19 protein-coding genes and 1 other annotated feature are annotated in these 19,573 nt (G+C 30.9%); of the genes, 2 read left to right on the forward strand and 17 right to left on the reverse strand.

Going from position 1 to position 19,573, the window contains the following annotated elements:
- Window positions 1-77 precede the first annotated feature (77 nt).
- Entirely contained in the window at window positions 78-992 is a 915-nt protein-coding gene (locus tag B5D14_RS01605; protein ID WP_078710833.1) for an AraC family transcriptional regulator, read from the forward strand.
- Window positions 993-1,132: 140 nt separating this feature from the next.
- Here B5D14_RS01605 and B5D14_RS01610 read toward each other — a convergent pair whose 3' ends face one another.
- The 9 genes from B5D14_RS01610 to B5D14_RS01650 all read right to left on the reverse strand — a co-directional run bounded on the left by B5D14_RS01610 (window position 1,133) and on the right by B5D14_RS01650 (window position 10,252).
- Entirely contained in the window at window positions 1,133-1,915 is a 783-nt protein-coding gene (locus B5D14_RS01610) for a hypothetical protein (RefSeq protein WP_078710834.1), read from the reverse strand.
- Between the two features lie 24 nt (window positions 1,916-1,939).
- A complete protein-coding gene (locus B5D14_RS01615) occupies window positions 1,940-2,446 on the reverse strand; it encodes a hypothetical protein (RefSeq protein WP_078710835.1) in 507 nt (168 codons plus the stop codon).
- A gap of 68 nt (window positions 2,447-2,514) precedes the next feature.
- Complete coding sequence (locus tag B5D14_RS01620; protein WP_078710836.1) at window positions 2,515-3,825, reverse strand: DUF4153 domain-containing protein; 1,311 nt, start codon at window positions 3,823-3,825, stop codon at window positions 2,515-2,517.
- 2 nt (window positions 3,826-3,827) lie between these two features.
- The gene (locus tag B5D14_RS01625) at window positions 3,828-4,040 is read right to left on the reverse strand and encodes a helix-turn-helix domain-containing protein (RefSeq protein WP_078710837.1); all 213 of its coding nucleotides are present in this window, start codon (window positions 4,038-4,040) and stop codon (window positions 3,828-3,830) included.
- 18 nt (window positions 4,041-4,058) lie between these two features.
- Window positions 4,059-4,508: a DUF2975 domain-containing protein gene (locus B5D14_RS01630; protein ID WP_078710838.1), complete on the reverse strand. Its 450-nt coding sequence runs from the start codon at window positions 4,506-4,508 to the stop codon at window positions 4,059-4,061.
- A gap of 160 nt (window positions 4,509-4,668) precedes the next feature.
- On the reverse strand, window positions 4,669-5,586 hold the full coding sequence (locus B5D14_RS01635; protein WP_078710839.1) for an aldo/keto reductase: 918 nt from the start codon (window positions 5,584-5,586) through the stop codon (window positions 4,669-4,671).
- A 103-nt stretch (window positions 5,587-5,689) separates the two neighbouring features.
- Window positions 5,690-6,346, reverse strand: coding sequence for an ABC transporter ATP-binding protein (locus B5D14_RS01640; protein ID WP_078710840.1), 657 nt, complete (start codon window positions 6,344-6,346; stop codon window positions 5,690-5,692).
- Window position 6,347: 1 nt separating this feature from the next.
- Window positions 6,348-8,840 carry an FtsX-like permease family protein gene (locus B5D14_RS01645; protein ID WP_078710841.1) on the reverse strand — a complete coding sequence of 831 codons (2,493 nt, stop codon included), beginning with the start codon at window positions 8,838-8,840 and terminating at the stop codon, window positions 6,348-6,350.
- Between the two features lie 200 nt (window positions 8,841-9,040).
- A complete protein-coding gene (locus B5D14_RS01650; RefSeq protein WP_159443686.1) occupies window positions 9,041-10,252 on the reverse strand; it encodes a helix-turn-helix domain-containing protein in 1,212 nt (403 codons plus the stop codon).
- 156 nt (window positions 10,253-10,408) lie between these two features.
- On the opposite strand from B5D14_RS01650, the gene B5D14_RS01655 reads away from it, so the two are divergent.
- The gene (locus B5D14_RS01655; RefSeq protein ID WP_078710843.1) at window positions 10,409-10,618 is read left to right on the forward strand and encodes a hypothetical protein; all 210 of its coding nucleotides are present in this window, start codon (window positions 10,409-10,411) and stop codon (window positions 10,616-10,618) included.
- Between the two features lie 225 nt (window positions 10,619-10,843).
- Here the strand turns inward: B5D14_RS01655 and B5D14_RS01660 are convergent, their stop codons facing one another.
- From B5D14_RS01660 to B5D14_RS01695, 8 genes are all read right to left on the reverse strand, one after another.
- Window positions 10,844-12,145, reverse strand: a complete 1,302-nt coding sequence (locus tag B5D14_RS01660) for an ATP-binding protein (RefSeq protein WP_078710844.1) — start codon at window positions 12,143-12,145, stop codon at window positions 10,844-10,846.
- Between the two features lie 209 nt (window positions 12,146-12,354).
- A complete protein-coding gene (gene lysS, locus B5D14_RS01665; RefSeq protein ID WP_078710845.1) occupies window positions 12,355-13,851 on the reverse strand; it encodes a lysine--tRNA ligase in 1,497 nt (498 codons plus the stop codon).
- 36 nt (window positions 13,852-13,887) lie between these two features.
- Window positions 13,888-14,094 (reverse strand) — a binding site (T-box leader).
- A 43-nt stretch (window positions 14,095-14,137) separates the two neighbouring features.
- On the reverse strand, window positions 14,138-14,761 hold the full coding sequence (locus B5D14_RS01670) for a pentapeptide repeat-containing protein (protein ID WP_159443687.1): 624 nt from the start codon (window positions 14,759-14,761) through the stop codon (window positions 14,138-14,140).
- Window positions 14,709-15,743 carry a tRNA dihydrouridine synthase DusB gene (gene dusB, locus B5D14_RS01675; protein WP_078710847.1) on the reverse strand — a complete coding sequence of 345 codons (1,035 nt, stop codon included), beginning with the start codon at window positions 15,741-15,743 and terminating at the stop codon, window positions 14,709-14,711. The genes B5D14_RS01670 and dusB overlap by 53 nt, the downstream gene beginning before the upstream one ends.
- The gene (hslO, locus tag B5D14_RS01680; RefSeq protein WP_078710848.1) at window positions 15,731-16,618 is read right to left on the reverse strand and encodes an Hsp33 family molecular chaperone HslO; all 888 of its coding nucleotides are present in this window, start codon (window positions 16,616-16,618) and stop codon (window positions 15,731-15,733) included. The genes dusB and hslO overlap by 13 nt, the downstream gene beginning before the upstream one ends.
- A gap of 108 nt (window positions 16,619-16,726) precedes the next feature.
- Window positions 16,727-17,965: a hypothetical protein gene (locus tag B5D14_RS01685; RefSeq protein WP_078710849.1), complete on the reverse strand. Its 1,239-nt coding sequence runs from the start codon at window positions 17,963-17,965 to the stop codon at window positions 16,727-16,729.
- Window positions 17,966-17,974: 9 nt separating this feature from the next.
- Window positions 17,975-18,787 carry a PTS system mannose/fructose/sorbose family transporter subunit IID gene (locus B5D14_RS01690; RefSeq protein ID WP_078710850.1) on the reverse strand — a complete coding sequence of 271 codons (813 nt, stop codon included), beginning with the start codon at window positions 18,785-18,787 and terminating at the stop codon, window positions 17,975-17,977.
- Complete coding sequence (locus B5D14_RS01695) at window positions 18,774-19,565, reverse strand: PTS mannose/fructose/sorbose/N-acetylgalactosamine transporter subunit IIC (RefSeq protein WP_078710851.1); 792 nt, start codon at window positions 19,563-19,565, stop codon at window positions 18,774-18,776. The genes B5D14_RS01690 and B5D14_RS01695 overlap by 14 nt, the downstream gene beginning before the upstream one ends.
- Window positions 19,566-19,573: the final 8 nt, after the last annotated feature.

The raw sequence follows: 19,573 nt of genomic DNA on the forward strand, positions 1-19,573 counted from the left end.
GAACCTCTATTTAGTACTAAATTTTAGTACTGTTACATGATTTGCTTATGCTAAAATAATTTATAGAGGAAACAGTCATGAAAAAGATAAGTAACATATTAATTAGCAATAACAATAAACAGGAAATTCTTTCAAATATGAATCCCGATTTCCCCTATATTTCATCATATTCTGAATTAGATAAATATCCTGAAAAAACTGCTCCTTGGCATTGGCATGAATCCATTGAACTATTTTATGTCAAAAGTGGAAGCCTCGAATACAATACACCTCAAGGAAAGAAAATATTCACAAAAGGTCAAGCAGGAATCTTAAACTCAAATGTATTGCATAAAACACGCTCCTTGGATGAAAATGGAAATACAGTTCTTTTAATCCACATGTTTCGTCCTGTCTTCTTAAGCGGTAAAAAAGAGAGCCTTATCGATAAATCATTAATTGCACCTTTTACAAGTTCACATGAAATTGAGCTCATGCAATTCACCAATAAAAAACACAAGGAACTCATTCGACTAATTAAAGAGTCTTTCACCTTAAACGAAAATGATTTAGCATTTCCAATTATGATTCGCTCTACTCTTTGTGACTTGTGGATTAGAATACTTGAATTAAATGAAACCAAAGTATTGTTATCCAATAAGAATTCTAGACATGTTGCAGAAGATAAACTTAAATCGATGATGGTTTATATTCATGAGCATTATTGCGAAAAAATTGCGATCATTGATATCGCAAATTCAGCCTTTATTAGCGAAAGAGAATGCTATCGTACATTTAAGAATTCACTTCAATTAACACCTTTAGAATATTTATATAATTATCGTATTCAAAAGGCATCCTATCGACTTAGATATACGATTGAACCCATTACTACTATTGCTCTATCTTGTGGTTTTTCTTCTTCTAGTTATTTTGGGAAGATCTTTAAAGAATACACAAATCACAATCCAAATGAGTATCGTGCATTATGGCAGGATATTGATAGTGAATAGTCAGTACTTCAATATTAAAATTATTTAGTTCATTCTATAATTTGTACAAGTTCAGCCTTTACGGCTAGCCCTCTATTAAGTCTCCTTAATAGATTCTATTCCTAGAAAAACACAATGATTTTATTCATTGTGTTTTTCATTTATTTTACTGTCTCATTATATTTTGTGATTTCATCAAACTCTTTTTTCTGCTGATCAGTCAAATAATAGTAGCGTCCTTCTTCAATTATACTAGACTGTGCTTTTACTACTTGTAGAATTCCATCAGTAGGTTCTGCTATACCTAAAGTATATTCTTCAATATTATCAAAGAACTGAATATACTCTTTATCAAATAGTGTTTTTGAATATTGAATGCATACACGATGAGGTTGTATATCTACAGATTCCATCGCTATTTCACGATACTTAGGAATAAATTTTTCTCCTTTTGATACCAATTCAAATAATTTATTACCATCAAAGCCAACTTCTGTTCTAATCAGTTCATTCTCATCTTTTGGAACTAGCACATAAGTTTTATAAATACCTTCAAAATCTACAGTTCCTTTTGGATAAGCAACATTATCTTTCTCAGCATCTAGTTTGTAGATCAATACTTCCGAAGAGCCTCGATTAATCGATTCAATTGGCTCAACTAATTCTCCATTCTCATAAATATCATATTTTGACATATCATCAAAGTAATAGAAATATTTTTCATCTTTAGATAGAAAACCTCCTTTTTCATATCTAGAGCCTACAAAATCATTATTCACTTTAATACCTAAGAAATTCTCACCTTCTCTATTTCTCATTAGATATATACTAATTTTTCTTCCATCTAATTCATTATTATAAACACTATTATTTTTACTAATTTTATAATTGCATCCACTTACCAATAGCACTACAGCGATGATAGCAATAACTTTTCTTTTCATATTTCCTCCTTTTTGTAATCACTATTAGTTAAAATCATTTTGAAATGATGTTACGATTGCATTTGCAAAATAACAGTTATCCAGTTTTCTAAATACATCATAAACAGGGATGATTCCTACGACCTTATAGTTTCTACCAACAGCTCCAAATTCAACCAACCTACACTCATTAACTACAATTGGATATCTTTTTATGTTTATCTCTTGTCCAAGTTCACTAGAGTAACCAAGTTTATCAAGTAATGCTAATGTAATTATGATTTCATTGTTATTTTGTGGTTCTCTACCTTTCAATAAAGTTATGTTTGACTGTCCTTGTTTGTATATGCTAATTATTCCTAATTGCTCTGCTTGAGTATAATCAGATAAAATGATTGCGTTATTGGCATCTACCATAGATTTCAGCGCACAATTTTTAGGATCCCTTTTATTACTGGAATCTTCTGCAAAGATTAGTACTGCAAACTGAATAAAAACTATACATGTTAATAGAACTACACTTATTTTAACTAATTGCTTATTCCTAATCATATTGCTTCCTCTTTACAACATTATACCATTATTATGCATTTGATTAAAAAAAGAGAAGATACTTCTCTTTAATTTTTTTCAGAACTATCGTGTGATGTGTTGTACCAACCAACAACACCATCTACATTCATAAATGTTAATAATGTAAATAGAATTAAAAATGCAAACAAACAATTTTTTAAAGTTTTAAATCTTATATTCAACACATGCGTGATGATAAACACAAAGAAGACTAGCAACAAAATCATAAACCACATCGTAACAATTCTTAATGTTGTTAAACCATAAGCACTTATATACAACAACATTTTTGACATGGATAGAACGCCCATGATGATTGATACAATTGAAAATCCCAATGTTAAATACTTTACTGTTTTGTTATCATTATTTTTACTCAATGAATTCATAATCATGATTATAATTAAATTGATTACGGCAATACGAATTAGCTCGAAGAAACCACTTCTTGCATATTCTGCATAAGTATAACCTAGTGGTAATTGTCCTATTATGCCATTTGTATAGTACGTAATTTGAGCAACGAAGAAAATCAGATAAACTATTAATAAAGGCACAAATGAAATTATCATTGTTAATGATTCCATAGTAATTCTTTTTTCATTCTTTGAGAATACTTTCTTAATTTCTTCTTTTTCATTTCCTTTAACTACACCATACATGAATGAAGCAGTTAATGAACCAAACACTATATCCACAAAAATTCGATCCAATTGCACATCATTGAACATCTCTAAAATCTCTGTCATAAAATTACTTACAGATTTCATAAATAAATAATCTGCTTGAACAAGTAAAGATAAGATTACAACCATTAGGGGTCCTGCTATGCATAAACCAATAATTATACTTTGTGTTGTTTTATTTTTTTTCTTATTTTTTGTAAAGGTTGTTAATACTTTAAATAAACCGCCAAAGCATGTAAATGGTGTAACGAAAATACTATCTACAAATTCCATACAATTAATGTCTTTTGTTTTATCCCAAGGACGTTCAACATAAGCATAGCCAATGATGAGCGCCGCAATCATAAAACATAGACCCATAAAATGAACAAATTCATTGTTAAATATCGTAAAACTTAAAGAGAAGCACGCTAGATAGGCAATGCCAATTTTACATTCCAGCACTATATTTTTTTTAGTTTTGATTAAGTAAAAAACAAGTGTACCCAACAAAAGAATAAAGAAAATGGATAGGCTACTAAACTTGCCATTGAAGAAATTATCCACTAGGAAAATTCCCAGAGCCCAAAAAATAAATCCCAATATTTTTTCGATACTTTTTGCTTCATTTAAAATTGGTGGTTGTGTGCTGGATTGAGTCAATTCATTAGAAATCATTTTAGGTTCAATCATATTTATTCCTCATCGTCTTTATACTCTAAAATATCCCCTGGTTGACACTCTAATAACTTGCAAATAGCCTCTAAAGTTGAAAATCGAATTGCTTTTGCTTTCCCCGTTTTTAATATTGAAAGATTTGCTTGAGTAATATCTAATTTTTCGGATAGCTCACCCAACGAAATTTTCCTTTTTGCCATAACAACATCTAGATTTACAATAATTGCCATATCTATTTCCTACTTTCTTTAAATGGTGAAATCATTTTCTTTTTTCAATTCTACCGCTGCAGCAAATACATTTTTCAATACGCGTAACATAACTCCAAAAAATGCAGCTAACATCGAAAGAAAAATCGATGGTATATACACAAAAGAAAATATTAGAAATAGAAGAGAACCTAGGAAGCATTGCCATGATAGACTGCGAATAATTTTTGTATTTTCTGCAACAAAAACTTTATTACTTTGTATATTCATAATTAATTTATATAGCATAAATAAAGATATAAATACTGGTATTGATACGATATAAAATACAATCGTCAAGTATGTCAGTTGAATGCTTGTAAAAACTGCATAGTTTTTAATTTCACTTGTAAGCCATGGAAACCCAAATACAAGAAGAATCATAAAGCCTATTCCTCCTGTTAAAACAAATTTTGTTAATTTCAATGATTTTTCATTATTCCAAGACATAGTAGTAACCTCCTAGATAGCTTGTAACAAAAGAATACGCATTATTTTATTGATTGTCAACATTTATTTATTGTTTATCGATAAATAAATGGTTGTGAAGAATAAAATAAAAACCCTATAATTGTCTTCAAAGACTTAGAATTACAGGGTTTTTGATTATTTAAGGAAGCAAATTTCCTGCAGAGCGATAGAGTTCATACCATTCAACTTTAGTTAGTACAATATCAGTCGCTTTTGCCATATTTTTGATTCTTTGTGGATTTGTGGAACCAACGATTGCTTGAACTGACATAGGAAGTCTTAATATCCAGGCTATTGCTATTGCCTCAGGAGTTACTTCGTATTTAGCAGCTAATCGATTAATTGTTTCATTTAATTCTGGATAAAGATCATTTCCTAAAAATGTACCTTCAAAGAATCCATATTGAAGTGGTGACCAGGCTTGAAGAATAATATTGTTTAAACGACAATATTCATAGGTACCACCATCTCTTGCTTCTCCTGCACTTGATGGATGATTTGCATTAATACCCGAATCAATGAGTCCTGTATGTGCTAAACTAAATTGCAACTGATTAATTAAAATGGGTTGATCTAATTCACTTTGAATTAACTCGATTTGCATTGCGTTGACATTAGATAATCCAAATGCACGAACTTTTCCTTCATTTTTTAGTTGATTGAAAGCTTCCGCAATTTCTTCTACTTCCATTAGAGCATCTGGTCTATGTAACAAAAGAATATCTAAATAATCTGTTTTTAATCTCTTTAAAATCTGTTCAACTGATTCAAGAATATACTCCTTTGAAAAATCATAATATCCTTTACGAATGCCACACTTCGATTGAATTACAATATCTTTTCGTTTTTCAGGATTCTTTTGTAACCATTCGCCAAATAATTCTTCGGACTTCCCTCCACCATAAATATCTGCATGATCAAAGAAATTAATTCCTACTTCCAATGATGTGTTGATCAGGTTTTCCACTTCACTACTTGATAAAGCATTGATTCTCATACATCCAATTCCAATCTCAGAGCATTGTGGTACATCTTGATTTATTGTTATATATCTCATATAAACTCCTTCTCTGTATTTACTATTTTGATTATATCATAAGACACAGTTAATCTGATTGATTAGACGTTTTGAGATACTTCATGATTATCCATGTTTTCTACTAAATAAGTTGACCATCACTCATCTCCATCACCACATCTGCACACTTAGCTAATACAATATCGTGTGTTACATAGATTACCGTTGTATTGAATACTTTAGCAGTATTTAGTATAAGTTCGATCACCTTATCACCATTGATCTTATCTAAGTTTCCTGTAGGTTCATCTGCTAAAATTAGCATTGGTTTAATAATAAATGCACGCGCAATTGCAACACGTTGTTGCTCACCACCGGAAAGTTGATAAGGTTGCTTTGCAAGTAATTCATTCAAACCTAATAAATTTACTAGTTCATTAAAATAATTCATATCAACTTTCTTTTTATCTAGTAATAAGGGTAAGCAAATATTATCTTTGATTGAATATTCTGGCAGCAGATTGAAATTTTGATATATAATTCCTATCTTTGTTCTTCTATATAAGGCACGTTTTACATCATTAAAATGACTTACATCTTGATGATCTAAATGAATTACACCTTCAGTAGGATAATCAAGTAACCCCAACATTTGTAAAAGTGTAGATTTACCACTACCACTTCTACCTATAATTGCCACAACTGATCCTTCATCTACACTGAAACTAATATCTTTTACAGCTATTGTCTTTTCATCATACTTCTTTGTAAGATTTTCTACTTGAATTAATTTATTCATTCTAAACTCCTCCTGATTCTTTCATATTTTCAATAGGTTCATTCTTTATCATTTTATAAAGTGGATACAATTGAACTAATAACAAAATGAAGATTAATAATAAATTTAAGATGATAAGTTGACTTATAGGATACTCAAAATAAATATCATAGCCATAAACGAAAATCCTTATGAATTCAATCAGATACTTAGGTTGATTTATATAACTCACTAGAGCAAGCACAAGTCCATTTACAATGATAATCGTAGGTATGAATATTTTTATTATCTTCATTAGATAAGCCTTGATTAATTGTTTCTTTGAACAACCCAACCCTTGTAATATTCCTATTCTTTTTCTCTCCACAAGTAATGAAGAACTGACAATATTGCATAACAAGATAAGTCCAAATAATGAAGCTATTGATCCAGATAACGCAACAATTAATGCCTTCTGTGTACACTCACGATACAATTTATCAACCAGTTCATACGTGTCAGATTGAAGTATGCCTCCACGAGATGTAACTATAGAAGCTATTGATTTCCTTGTTGCAAATGAAGCATTTTCATCAATTGTTAGGTTGATGTTTGTATACTCATCCTCTGTAACTCGTCTTTCTTCCATCCTTAACATCAGTTTCTTATAAAATTCTTGTGATATGAATATGCTACCATTTGTGATTGCCAATTCATTGCCAAACAACAATTGATCATTTAATTTTGGAAGAACACCTAATACTTCAATATCTTTTTCAAATACATTTGATTTGGTATAATCATATCCCTCTTCATCAACAAACTGATTTGATGTTAACGCAAGCATTGAACCTTTTTCTACAGGCAATTCTAACAATTCAAAATCATCATTTTGCCTTACACTTATAAAATTATATACCATCCCTGTTTTCTTATCTTTTTCCAAAATAGCTTGGTAATAAATAACTCCTTCACCATTTTTAAATCGTACTGCTTCTTCTTTATTCATATCTGATGATTCAACAAGCAAGTCACATTCCTTGTTAGACAAAACATAGAAATTAGTCAATAATATTCCTCTTTTATAAAAGTGAATAGGTGGTGTTTCAAAACTTGCATCATAAATATCATCATATGCTTTATTTTCTCTAATATCCTTCGATGTGACAAAGTATTGTAATGGAACGAAGTTAATAGCTGATACTTCTTTAACCTCTGGTATTTTCTCTAAATCATCCAATATTCTTCCATCAAAAAACTTCTCTGATTTACTTTGAATATTTAATGCAGCATAAGAAACATTTTTTTCATATGGCATCATCTGCCACTTGGTGAAATAAAGTGTTCCTATTGAAGTAATAAATATAAATATTATTAATAGGATAACTGTTAATTTTGGCTTTGATGCAATTTCTACCTTCTTCAGTATTTTTGTTTTCTCATTTCTTAATGTACCTGGATTATCAATACGAATCATCATCGCAGAAATAAGAAACGAAGTAAAGCAAACAAAATACATTGAAACTAATATTATTATGATTTGAATGTATGGAATACTTATTATCGCGTTCTTTGCGAAACTTGTTATAAGGACACCAATTAGTAATCCTATTGGTATCCCTACAACAAAACTAAACGTTAAAATAAGCAATGATTCAATAATAACTACTCCTATTATCATTGACCTTGTTGAACCTAAATTAGACATTGTCACAAAACTTTTTTTCCGCTTATTTAATAACAAGGAATAAATAATTAAATTAGAAACAAACGTCAACAGAATAATTCCAATTTGAATCATCATTAAAGAATAATCAAAACTATTATCGATAGGATACGCAAACTCATTTACTACTATATCTTTGTTTGCACTCTCCATTAATTTATAAGACTCAAATGCCTTGGATCCTTTCCAAAATATTTGATATTGCTTAGAATAATTATTTATAGAATCACTAACGATTGCATTTACTAATGGTGTTTCATTTTTTTGCCAGAAAACATCATACGCAGGTAATATGCCAACTAATTTGTACTCAATAAATTTTGTTTCAACTAGCTCTCTTTGTAATTTATCTGTGTCATAATCCATTGGTAAAACTGGAATTTTTACAAATTTATCTAAGTCATAAGAATAGCCTAAACTATCTAAAAGAGATGTTGTTAATGCGATTTCATTCTCATGTGTAGGTAGTTTACCATTCAATAATTGAATCCTTCCTAATTCTTCAAAGTTATCATCAACTTTGCCAACAGAACCAAGAATTATATTGTTATCACAAATTAATGCATACTGTTCAACTATACTACTTACACCTTCTTGACTTACAACAGGATCGATTACATTATAAGTTGTTGTATACCATTCTCCATAAAGATTTCTTCTTGTTTCTTCCAAGCTCTTTAAACTACTTTGGTTATAAATTAAATATGATACCGAGAAAACAATTGATAAAATAATCATCATCACCAATAAAAAATTTTGTCTTTTTCTTCCAATTATCCCTTTTGCTGATAAATAAAAGTTTGCCTTCATTTTATTACCTCGATTCTCCCACTTTGTTTTATTTACTTAAATCTTAATCAAGTGATGTGTAATCTTTGTGTAACATTATCATTCTTAACATTTAATTCAAAATAAAACCCGTAATTATTTGTATGAATATACAAATGACTACGAGTTTTCTATAAATGTTCTAAATACAATCTGACTTTCTTACTTATCAGAAACTTATTTCATGATTTTATTTTAGTTAATTCTTGTAGGTATTTAAAAGCATCTTTATATTGATGTTTATTCTTGTAATACTTAATAATATTGTTATAAATCATTTCAATTGTTTCAAGATCACCTTTGTTCCCTACTTCAATGCTAGCTTCTTTTAACAATTCGACATACTTTTCACTTTTATCCTCACCATCCAATTGCATTTTGATGATAGATAATCTTTTGATTTCCAATGAATTATTTTTATTGAATTTTATTCCTTCTTTTATAATCCTATTCACTTCATCTCGCTTGCACAGATTAAAATAAATAAGTGCCAAATGATAATAATATTCATCATCTTCTTCTGCATTGCATAGTAGTCCAAACCTCAATGCCTCTTCATAATTTTTACTCTTTATATAGGTCCAACAAATATTACTATAAATAACGCAAATATCTCGTTGAGTTATATTTGGTACTTTAAGCAATAACATGAACTCATTAATTGCTTCTTCATAATCACCATTCTTTGATAATAAAATAGCGATATGCAATTTAGTATAGTATATTCTTTTAAAATTCATTTCATTTCCAAATAACTCTAATGCCTGTAAACAATAGATTAATGCTCGGCAATAGTTATTCGTTCTATAATAGTACATGCCTAAATGATATGCCAGTAAACTTGTTGCGTGATCATATGTCCCTAAATCAATTGCTTTTTTATAGAAAGATAATGCCTTGTTATTATCAATACTTAAATAGTAGCACCCTATATAATCGTAGATAATTTGCTGATTTCTCGAATCATATTGCCCTACTAGTTTTTCCATTTCTTCTACAATGATCTTAACATTTTTACTATTTGCCTTATACAAAACATAGTACGCTAATCGAACAATTAAGTACTTATGATACACAACTGAATATTTGTAGTTTTTTCCTTCTTCGATTATTGTTTTTGTTTCTTCTAAATCAATATTCAAATACAAAAATTCATGCAAAATATTATCTAACTTTATATTGTATTCTGAAGTATCTTCTTGCTTTTTGTAATTCACACCTAAGGTTTTAAATATTACACTGTATATATTTTCATCAACATCAACAATGCCATTTTCAATTTGAGAAATATACCCTCTTGAATAACACGCTAATTGCGCTAATTTTTCAACAGTTAAACCTTTAGATAAACGCAGTTTCTTAATTAAAATACCCAATCGATTGAACTCACTCATATTTGTTACCCCACTCCTAGATTCTATCATAAAATTTCAGTAATTATGTTAAAAACTTTTTTTAAAAACACGCGAATATAAGCATATTTTCATCAATTTTTTTAACCCAATCTTTCAAAAGTTTGTCGTATAATTAGCACATAGGAGGCATTATTTATGCAAAATTTTCAATCCAAATTAGTTAAGCTTTTTCTAGTTTCAAGTGTTTCGTTCCTCTTCTTAGGATCATTAACTATTCGTCCTAATGCAGAAGTTGAACCAGTTAAACCATGTGTATATGAAGAAGATGGTACTCTTTCAAAAGATAGCCCAATTCCATGTGCACCAACAATTGTTCCATTTAATCATACTGGTGGACCTCTATAAAAAAGAACAGTTGATTTGTCTAAGTTAGACATCAACTGTTTTTTTATTCAATTTCAAACAGAAATATATAAATATGTGTTGTGAAAAAATAATTTTAGCTACAATCTCTCCATTGATAAATCATATTTCTATAAAGTTGATGTTAAAGTTATATACTATTTTCTGTAACCTCAAGCATCGGTTTTTGTTTCCTACCAAAATAACATTCTTTATTTGATATTAACTTTAATAGTCTATAATTGCATCATTTAATAGAAAATTTTCTACTCCAATGAAAAGTATTCCATTTTCATCATGCCAAGGAATTATATCATCTTTTACAATTACAATTTTCTTAAACGAGTCATCTACTCGTAAAAGCGATTGAACTTCTTGATTTTTCTTTTCTTCATCTACAATAGAGAGTGCAGATTGGATATAGTATCTTTTACTTGCTTGATTCGCAACAAAATCGATTTCAAACTGTTTTCTTTTGCTTAATCCATTTTCATCTTTATAATTATATTCAACTACTCCTACATCTACATTAAATCCTCTTCCTATAAGTTCGTTGTAAATAATATTTTCCATAATATGATTTTCTTCTTGTTGCCTAAAATTTAGCATTGCATTTCTTAACCCAATATCAGAATAATAGTATTTTAATGGAGTATCCAAATATCTTTTTCCTTTGACATCATATCGATAAGACTTACTTATTAAGAATGAATCTATAAAATAATCTAGATATTTACTAATCGTAGCACTCGTAATTGTAATCTGTTTAACACTTTTAAATGTTTTAGAAAGTTTAAGTGGATTAGTCAACAATCCAACTGCTGTTGCAATTAAGTTTAATAAATCACTTAATGTTTCTTTGCTCGCTGATATCTTATTTCTTTCAACAATATCTTCAAGATAAATCTTATTAAATAAATCGATAAGATATTTGCTTTTGGATTGATGATTTGTTAAAGATACCAAATATGGCATTCCTCCATATGTCACATACTCTTTCCATGCATTGTTTTTATTATCAAAGCAATCATAAAGCTCCCTATATGATAACGGTGCCATCTTTATTTCATCTCCACGACCTCTAAACTCTGTAAGAATATCTGAAGATAACATCTTTGAATTACTACCTGTTATGTATAAATCAACGTTTTTCATTTTTATTAATCCTAGGAGTACATCAACAAAAGTAATCTTTTTTCTACCATCTGTTACGTATGGATTATCCACACTTTCAACCATTTGAATTTCATCAATAAAAACGTAATATAGATTGTCTTCTTTCTCTATTTTTTCACGAATGAATTTATCCAATTCGAAAGGGTTTCTATATTTGATATTTGCCAAATCATCTAAGGATATCTCAATGATACAATCTTCATCAACACCTTCATTTTCAACTAGATACTTGTGATATAGTTCAAATAACAAATATGATTTACCTGATCTTCTAATTCCAGTAACTATCTTTATTAGCCCATTTTCTTTTTTACTAATAAGTTGATTTAAATATTTATTCCTGTTAATTTGCATATTTATACCTCAATAAATTTTTGCGTATTTACGCATTTTTTGTAAATGATTTGTTACTTTTGTTTATTGTACATAATGGATATTTATAAGCAATTTTTTCATTATATTACTACTTTTGCTATTTGCATATTGTGATAGGTAAACAAAAAAAACACGTTATTCCCCAATATTTAAAGGATTATAACGTGTTTTATTTACTTGATATTAAACTATTCGTTTGTCGCTCTATGTTTCATGTGTGGGAATAATAGTACTTCACGGATTGATTCGTTACCTGTAAGTAACATGATGAATCTATCAATTCCAATACCGATTCCACCTGTTGGAGGTAATCCGTATTCTAATGCTTCAACATAGTCTACATCCATTTCAGTAGCTTCATCATCACCTAATTCTTTAAGTTTTAATTGCGCTTCGAAACGTTCTCTTTGATCAATTGGATCATTTAATTCTGAGAAAGCATTTGAATACTCTGTTCCATAAATTAATAATTCAAAACGATCTGTAAATCTTGGATCTTCTGGATTTTTCTTTGCAAGTGGAGATATTTCAACTGGATGTCCATAAACAAATGTAGGTTGTGTAATTTTATCTTCGCAGAATTCTTCAAAGAATAGATTAATAATTTGTCCTACAGATTTTTGATGTTCTTCAACTTCTACATGATGTTCCTTTGCAAGAGCTAATGCTTCATCCAGTGTAACTTCTTTCCAGAAATCAACTCCTGTAACTTCTTTAACTGCATCAACCATATGCCATCTTTTAAATGGTGCTTTTAATGATACTTGGTGTCCTGCAAATTCAAATTCTGTTGTATTAAATACTTCCATCGCAACACTTTCAAATAAGCCTTCATTCAATTTCATCATACCTTCCATATCAGAATATGCAACGTATGCTTCTACCGTTGTGAATTCAGGATTGTGTTTTGTATCCATTCCTTCATTACGGAATAAACGTCCGATTTCATATACTCCTTCAAGTCCACCAACAATCAAACGTTTAAGTGGTAACTCTGTTGCGATACGTAAATAGAAATCCATATCCAATGTATTGTGATGAGTTACAAATGGTCTTGCTGCTGCGCCACCTAGGATTGGTTGAAGAACTGGTGTTTCAACTTCAATTAATCCTTGTCCATCCAAATAATGTTGGATAGCACGAATAATACGAGGGCGTAGCATTGCAACTTGACGACTACTTTCATTCATAATTAAATCAACATAACGACGACGGAATCTTTCTTCCACATCTTGAAGACCATGGAATTTTTCCGGTAATGGTCTTAGTGCTTTTGTTAGATGAGTGTAGGTATGTGCTTTTACTGATAATTCTCCTGAATCTGTCTTTGTTACTACACCTTCAATACCGATGATATCGCCCAAGTCACTTGCCTTAAAGATTTCATAGACATCTTCACCAACTACTGCTTTGTTGACAACGATTTGAATTTGACCATCACGATCTTGCATGTGCATAAATCCTAGTTTACCCATACGACGTTTTGTCATGATACGACCAGCTACTTTAACATGCACATCAAGTGCTTCTAATTCTTCTTTTGTTTTTTCGCCATAAGCTTCTTTTAATTCTAAAGATCTGTGTGTTCTTTCAAAAGCTGAACCAAATGGTTCAATACCTTTTTCTTTTAGTTCTTCCATCTTTTGACGGCGAATAACTTCTTGTTCTGATAAATTTAGTTCCATAGTTTCCTCCTAATAAAATAAAAAAACTCTTCACCCAATAGGGACGAGAGTTATCATCGTGGTACCACCCTAATTCATGATGCAATCACTTACATCATCTTAGCGACTATTTAAAGTCATTCTTAACGCGAATTAACGTTCAACTCCAAGTCTTTATTCATTTATCATCCACTTGCCTAATCACACCAACCTAGGCTCTCTTGAAGTTACCTGATAAATTACTCTTCTTTTCATCATTGATTTACGACTTGATTATATCTATTTTTTAAGATAATGTCAAAGAAACTTAATCAACTACTTCAATACCCAGTAATGAGGCTAAACGAATTGCTTGTGTTGAATTTACTTTAATTCCTTTTAAGCTATTCAAGTCAACAGTAATCCCCTCAATAATTGATGAAGAAAAGTCAACTCCATTAAGCGATGTTTCAAAGAATTCACCTTTAGTTACATCATTTTCTTTGAATTCGATTTTCTTTAATTCAACTTGAAAGAAACGAGATTCTTCTAAGTTAGAATTTTGAATTCGAGATAGTTCAATTTTGCCATTGGAGAAATTACTAAGACGAATTAAACAAGCATCAAATTCAACATTTTTCATAATACAATGATAGAAATTTGCACCTGACATTTTGCAATTTGTGAACTTACAGCGATGAAAGTTAACTTCATTAAACTCCATAGTTGTAAAATCACAATTCTCAAAAATAACATCCAGAAATTCTTTTACATCAATTTTAGTTTTGGTAAAATCAATTTTCTTAAAATGACAACTGTCTACACGACATTCTTCATCCATATCCATTGTTGGATTTTCATCAATTAATTTATTATAGAAATCTTGGTCAATAATGCAATCATTGAATGTCGCTTGGTTTAGTGTTTGAATCTTGGGTTGTTCTATCTTCATATTCGATTCCTCTTTCATTCAAAAACTTCACATAATCACCAAATAAGTTTTCTAAATCTTTTAGAGTTTTTAGTTTAGCACATTCGTTTTTAACGCGTGCACTAAATGGCATTCCTTGGATATACCATGGTGCTAATCCTCTCATTTGTTTTATCGCAACTACCTCTCCTCGCAAAGCTATTAATCGCTTTGCGTGATCAATACCCATCTTCATTCTTTCTTCAAAACTCGGTTTAAAATCTTCTTCGTTGTTGAAATATTGAACCATTTGCTTAATCAAAAATGGATTTCCAATTGCACCTCGTCCAATCATAATTGCATCGCATCCTGTTTCTTGAAGACGCTTAACTGCATCTTCCACTGAGCGAATATCACCATTACCGATAACAGGTATCTTTACAGCTTCCTTTACCTTTTTTACCCATGACCAATCTGCTTCACCTTCATACATTTGACCACGTGTTCTTCCATGAACTGCAATCGCACTAACACCAATTCGTTCTAACTCCTTTGCAAGTTCAACGCAGTTAATTGTTTCTTTTGTCCAACCTGATCTTATCTTAACTGTAACAGGTTTCTTAACTGCATGAACAATAGCTTCAATAAGTTCAACTGCATATTCAGGTTCTCTCATTAATGCAGATCCTGCATTGGATTTCACAATCTTATTTACAGGACAACCCATATTGATATCAATAATGTCACAATCTGTATTTTGATCCAAATAAATTGCAGCTTGTACCATTGATTCTTTATCATGTCCAAATAATTGCATTGATAATGGATGTTCTGTTTCTAGTATTTTGCACATTTCTAATGTTTTCTTACTATTAAACCCAAGTGCTTTATCACTAATCATTTCTGTATAAACTAAACCTGCTCCATACTCAAAACAAATCTCACGAAAAGCACTGTTACTTACTCCTGCCATTGGAGCGATGACAATTGGATTTTTGATTTCTAATTCTCTTATTTTCCACATGATTTTCTAAACTCCAAGATGGATTTTAACTCATCTTCGCTAAAATCATATGTTTTATTACAATATTCACATTTTACTTGGCACCCATGATCTTCTTCAATCATCTCTTCTAAATCACTTGATTTAAGCGTTGTAAGAGCACCTTTAAAACGATCTTTATTACAATCGCAATGCCATTGAATTGGGCTTTCTTCTAGTATTTCTACATCATCAAATAAACGCATGACAATATCTTGTGGTGTATGACCATTTTTAATCATTGTACTTATTGGTTCTAGTGTTGCTACTGCTTCTTCAACTTTCGCAACATCTTCCTCTGTTGCATCTGGCATAATTTGAATTAATAGTCCACCTGCAGCTAAACAGCTATAATCTGTATCCACTAATACGCCTACTGAAACAGCTGATGGTGTTTGTTCAGATACTGTAAAATAATACGCGAAGTCTTCTCCAATTTCACCTGTTTGAAGGGCTACTTGTCCAGTGAAATCAACTTTCATTCCTAAGCTTCGTGTTACCTTTAAATAACCATCGGTTCCTACAGCTAAGCCAACTGCAAGTTTGTTGTTGTCATTGTACTTAAGATAAATTTCATTATCTCCTACAAATCCTTTTACATCGCCATTTTGTTTACACTCAACCATGCATGTACCAATTGGTCCATTCCCATTAATTTGAATCGTAATTTTATCATCATCGTTTTTTAACATACCTGCCATCATCGAACCAATTGACATAATTCTTCCAAGTGCCGCTTGTGATGTTGGCCATAAATCATGTTGTAAACGTGCTTGTTCACATAATGCTGTTGTACGATTTGCGTACATTCTTACTTTGCCATTTAAGGCAATTGCTTTAACTAATATATCTTTCATACTTTATACCTCGTTTGTTTAAAGATTATATCATAAAGACCTCACTTCGACTATTGGAATGCCATGGAAAAGAAGTAATTTCTCTTATCAAGAAATTACTTCTTCTTTTTAAAAATTTAGTTTTGTAATGATATAATCACAATATTTTTCGGGTGTCCCTTTTTTTATGCATGTGGCTATACTTTCATAGCTTTTACCATACTGTGGCTCATCAACTAGATAGCCAACGGATGTTCCACCATTAAATGCATACCCCCAGATTACTATTTTTTCCTTATCCTTAGCTTTTTTGATTTTTACACCGAGTTGATTAAATAACTCGCAAGGAAGGCATACAAGACAAAGCTCTCCAATTTTCCAAATTGTTCCATCTATTTCTGCATGATAATGTGATCCATGTGACATTTGTGATTTTAATGCAGCTAAACCAGAATTCAACAATTTGATTTGATCATGATTTGTTTCCTTATCCAGCTTAGTCTTGTTTTCATTATATCGCACTTGTAACTCTTCTAAATCAATATCTTCATCAATTTCAAAATGAGTTTCACTTACCTTTATTTCATCATTCTTTACATTCTTCCAATTCCACTCACGATTGAATTGCACATCTAATAAATCTGTAAGACGATTTAATTCTGCACCATCTTCACCTTGACGATATTGTCTTGTTCCCATATCACCTGCAGCACCTTGCATCATGAAGACTGGTGTACCCCATTTCTTTTCAAGTCGATTTCGTATACTACCGAAAATATCTGAAGAGAAGTATAGATTTTGCGGACCTAGAACAGTTGGGTGGCAAGCGAAGTTAACGCATGTGAGTAGAACTTGTTCATTATTATAGAACTGAATGCAAATGCATTCCTTATCTGCTGGAAATTCTTTCCCATTTCGATTACCAAAGCAACCCTCAATATCAAATGAATCATATCGGATACTTGTTTCTTCTAAAGATCCTAATGCGCCATAAAGTGCATCCATGCATTTTGCGAATAAAAATTCTGCATATCCTGGTCTAGCACCTAATTCTGATGTTTCACTAAATATACCCTTCTCTGAAACCTCTGGTCCTGAATGGGTATGAATAACACTACATACAACTTCAAACTCTTTACAATCCAAAATGTGACTCACAACCTTTTGAAGATTAACAGTAAATTTTTGATCAAGCATAACTAGGTCAAAGCTAAACCAACATCTTGTTTTATCTCCATCTTTTAATACAATACAGCTTACATAAAGAGGATCTAAAGTTCCTTTTGATATTTCTGTTCGTATCGCATGCCCACAAAGATAACTAGGTTCTTTTGGTGTAATTTCATGACTAGCGTAACCCACTTTCATTTTTATCACCTAACCTAACATTCCAGTAATGTAACCTACAAATGATAAGAGCAGTACCGCAACAATAACTTTTGTCGACGTCATTCCTTTTTTACCAAGCAACCAATATACAAATCCTACAACTAGTGCTGGCATAAGATTAGGCATAATCATATCAATCGTACTTTGAAGTGAAACCGCAACCTCTCCTTGTTGGAATGTAAATGGTATTGTAACACTAATTACAGATCCAATTAATGCACCAATAACCATCATTCCTAAAATATTGGCCGAGTTTGTTAAACTCTTTAATTGATTTGACAACGTAGTTACAAATTTACTTCCTTCTTTGTATCCCATCGTAAACATATATTTTCGTAAGAAGAGTAAACAAAATCCAAATAGAACTCCTATTCCAATTCCCAGTGGACTTCCTTCTTTGCCCATATAAGCTGCAATTGCGTTGAAAATAGTAAATGGAATAACAAAGAAAATTGCATCTCCTACCCCTGCCAATGGACCCATCAAACCCGTTTTGATGGAAGTAACAGCCGAACGTGTACTTTCAAAATCACTATTACCACTTTGTTCTTCCATTGCAAGTGCAGCACCTAATACGATATTCCCCATGAATGGTTGTGTATTAAAGAACGTATAATGTGAATCTATTACTTTTTTATATTCTTCATCATTTGTATAAATTTTTCGAAGGGCAGGACCAAGTGCTAACACAACCCCACCTGATTGCATTGTTTCGTAGTTCCAACAAATTTGACAGGATGTTGCCCATCTTATGAAAACACCATTTAAATCTTTTTTAGTTAATAAATTAGAGTTCGTCATCCATTGCACCTCCTGTTGTTACTACAACTGAATTATTGTCATTTTTTGTTTGATTCTTAAATGTAATAATCGCTATTGCTAATCCAAATAATGCGATTCCTAACATTGGAATTTGTAAATAACTAATCATTGCAAATCCAATCAATAAATATTCGAAGTAACTCTTTGCGTTCATGTATTTTAACAGTATTCCAATACCAACTGCCGGTAAGATACCACCAGCTACTTTAAATGTTCCCATTAACCATGCAGGGAAAAGATTCAATAATGAATCAATATTATTTACACCAACGATGAAAACTAAAAGTATTGGTAAAATTCCTTTTAAAGCCCATGGAATTTGTCCGCAAACAATCCAAGTATATGCTTTCTTCATTTGTAAGTTTTCACTAGCTTTTTGTGATTGGTGCAAGAAGAATGTTGTAATCATTCTTACAAGTACATCCAATTGAATCATAATTAAACTAACTGGTAATGCGATGGCTAATGCAGATTCTAAATCTCTTCCCGTTGAAACTGCTACGATTGTTCCAATTACTGCTCCAGTATGATAGTCTGGAACACTTGCTCCACCATAAGCTCCAATGCCAAGTGACATCAATTGTAATGTCGCTCCAATCGTTAATCCAAGTGTTGGATTACCCATAATTAGACCTGTTACAAATCCTCCAATTACTGTAGTTCCACCATAGAGCATTACCTGTAAATTCATTCCTTCGTATGTATAGAATGCCATATACACACAAATCAATATTATTTGTATAGCATTTATTTCCATATTTTCCC

The organism is Anaerorhabdus furcosa (genome assembly GCF_900167375.1).
In the GTDB taxonomy this organism is placed as follows: domain Bacteria; phylum Bacillota_I; class Bacilli_A; order Erysipelotrichales; family Erysipelotrichaceae; genus Anaerorhabdus; species Anaerorhabdus furcosa.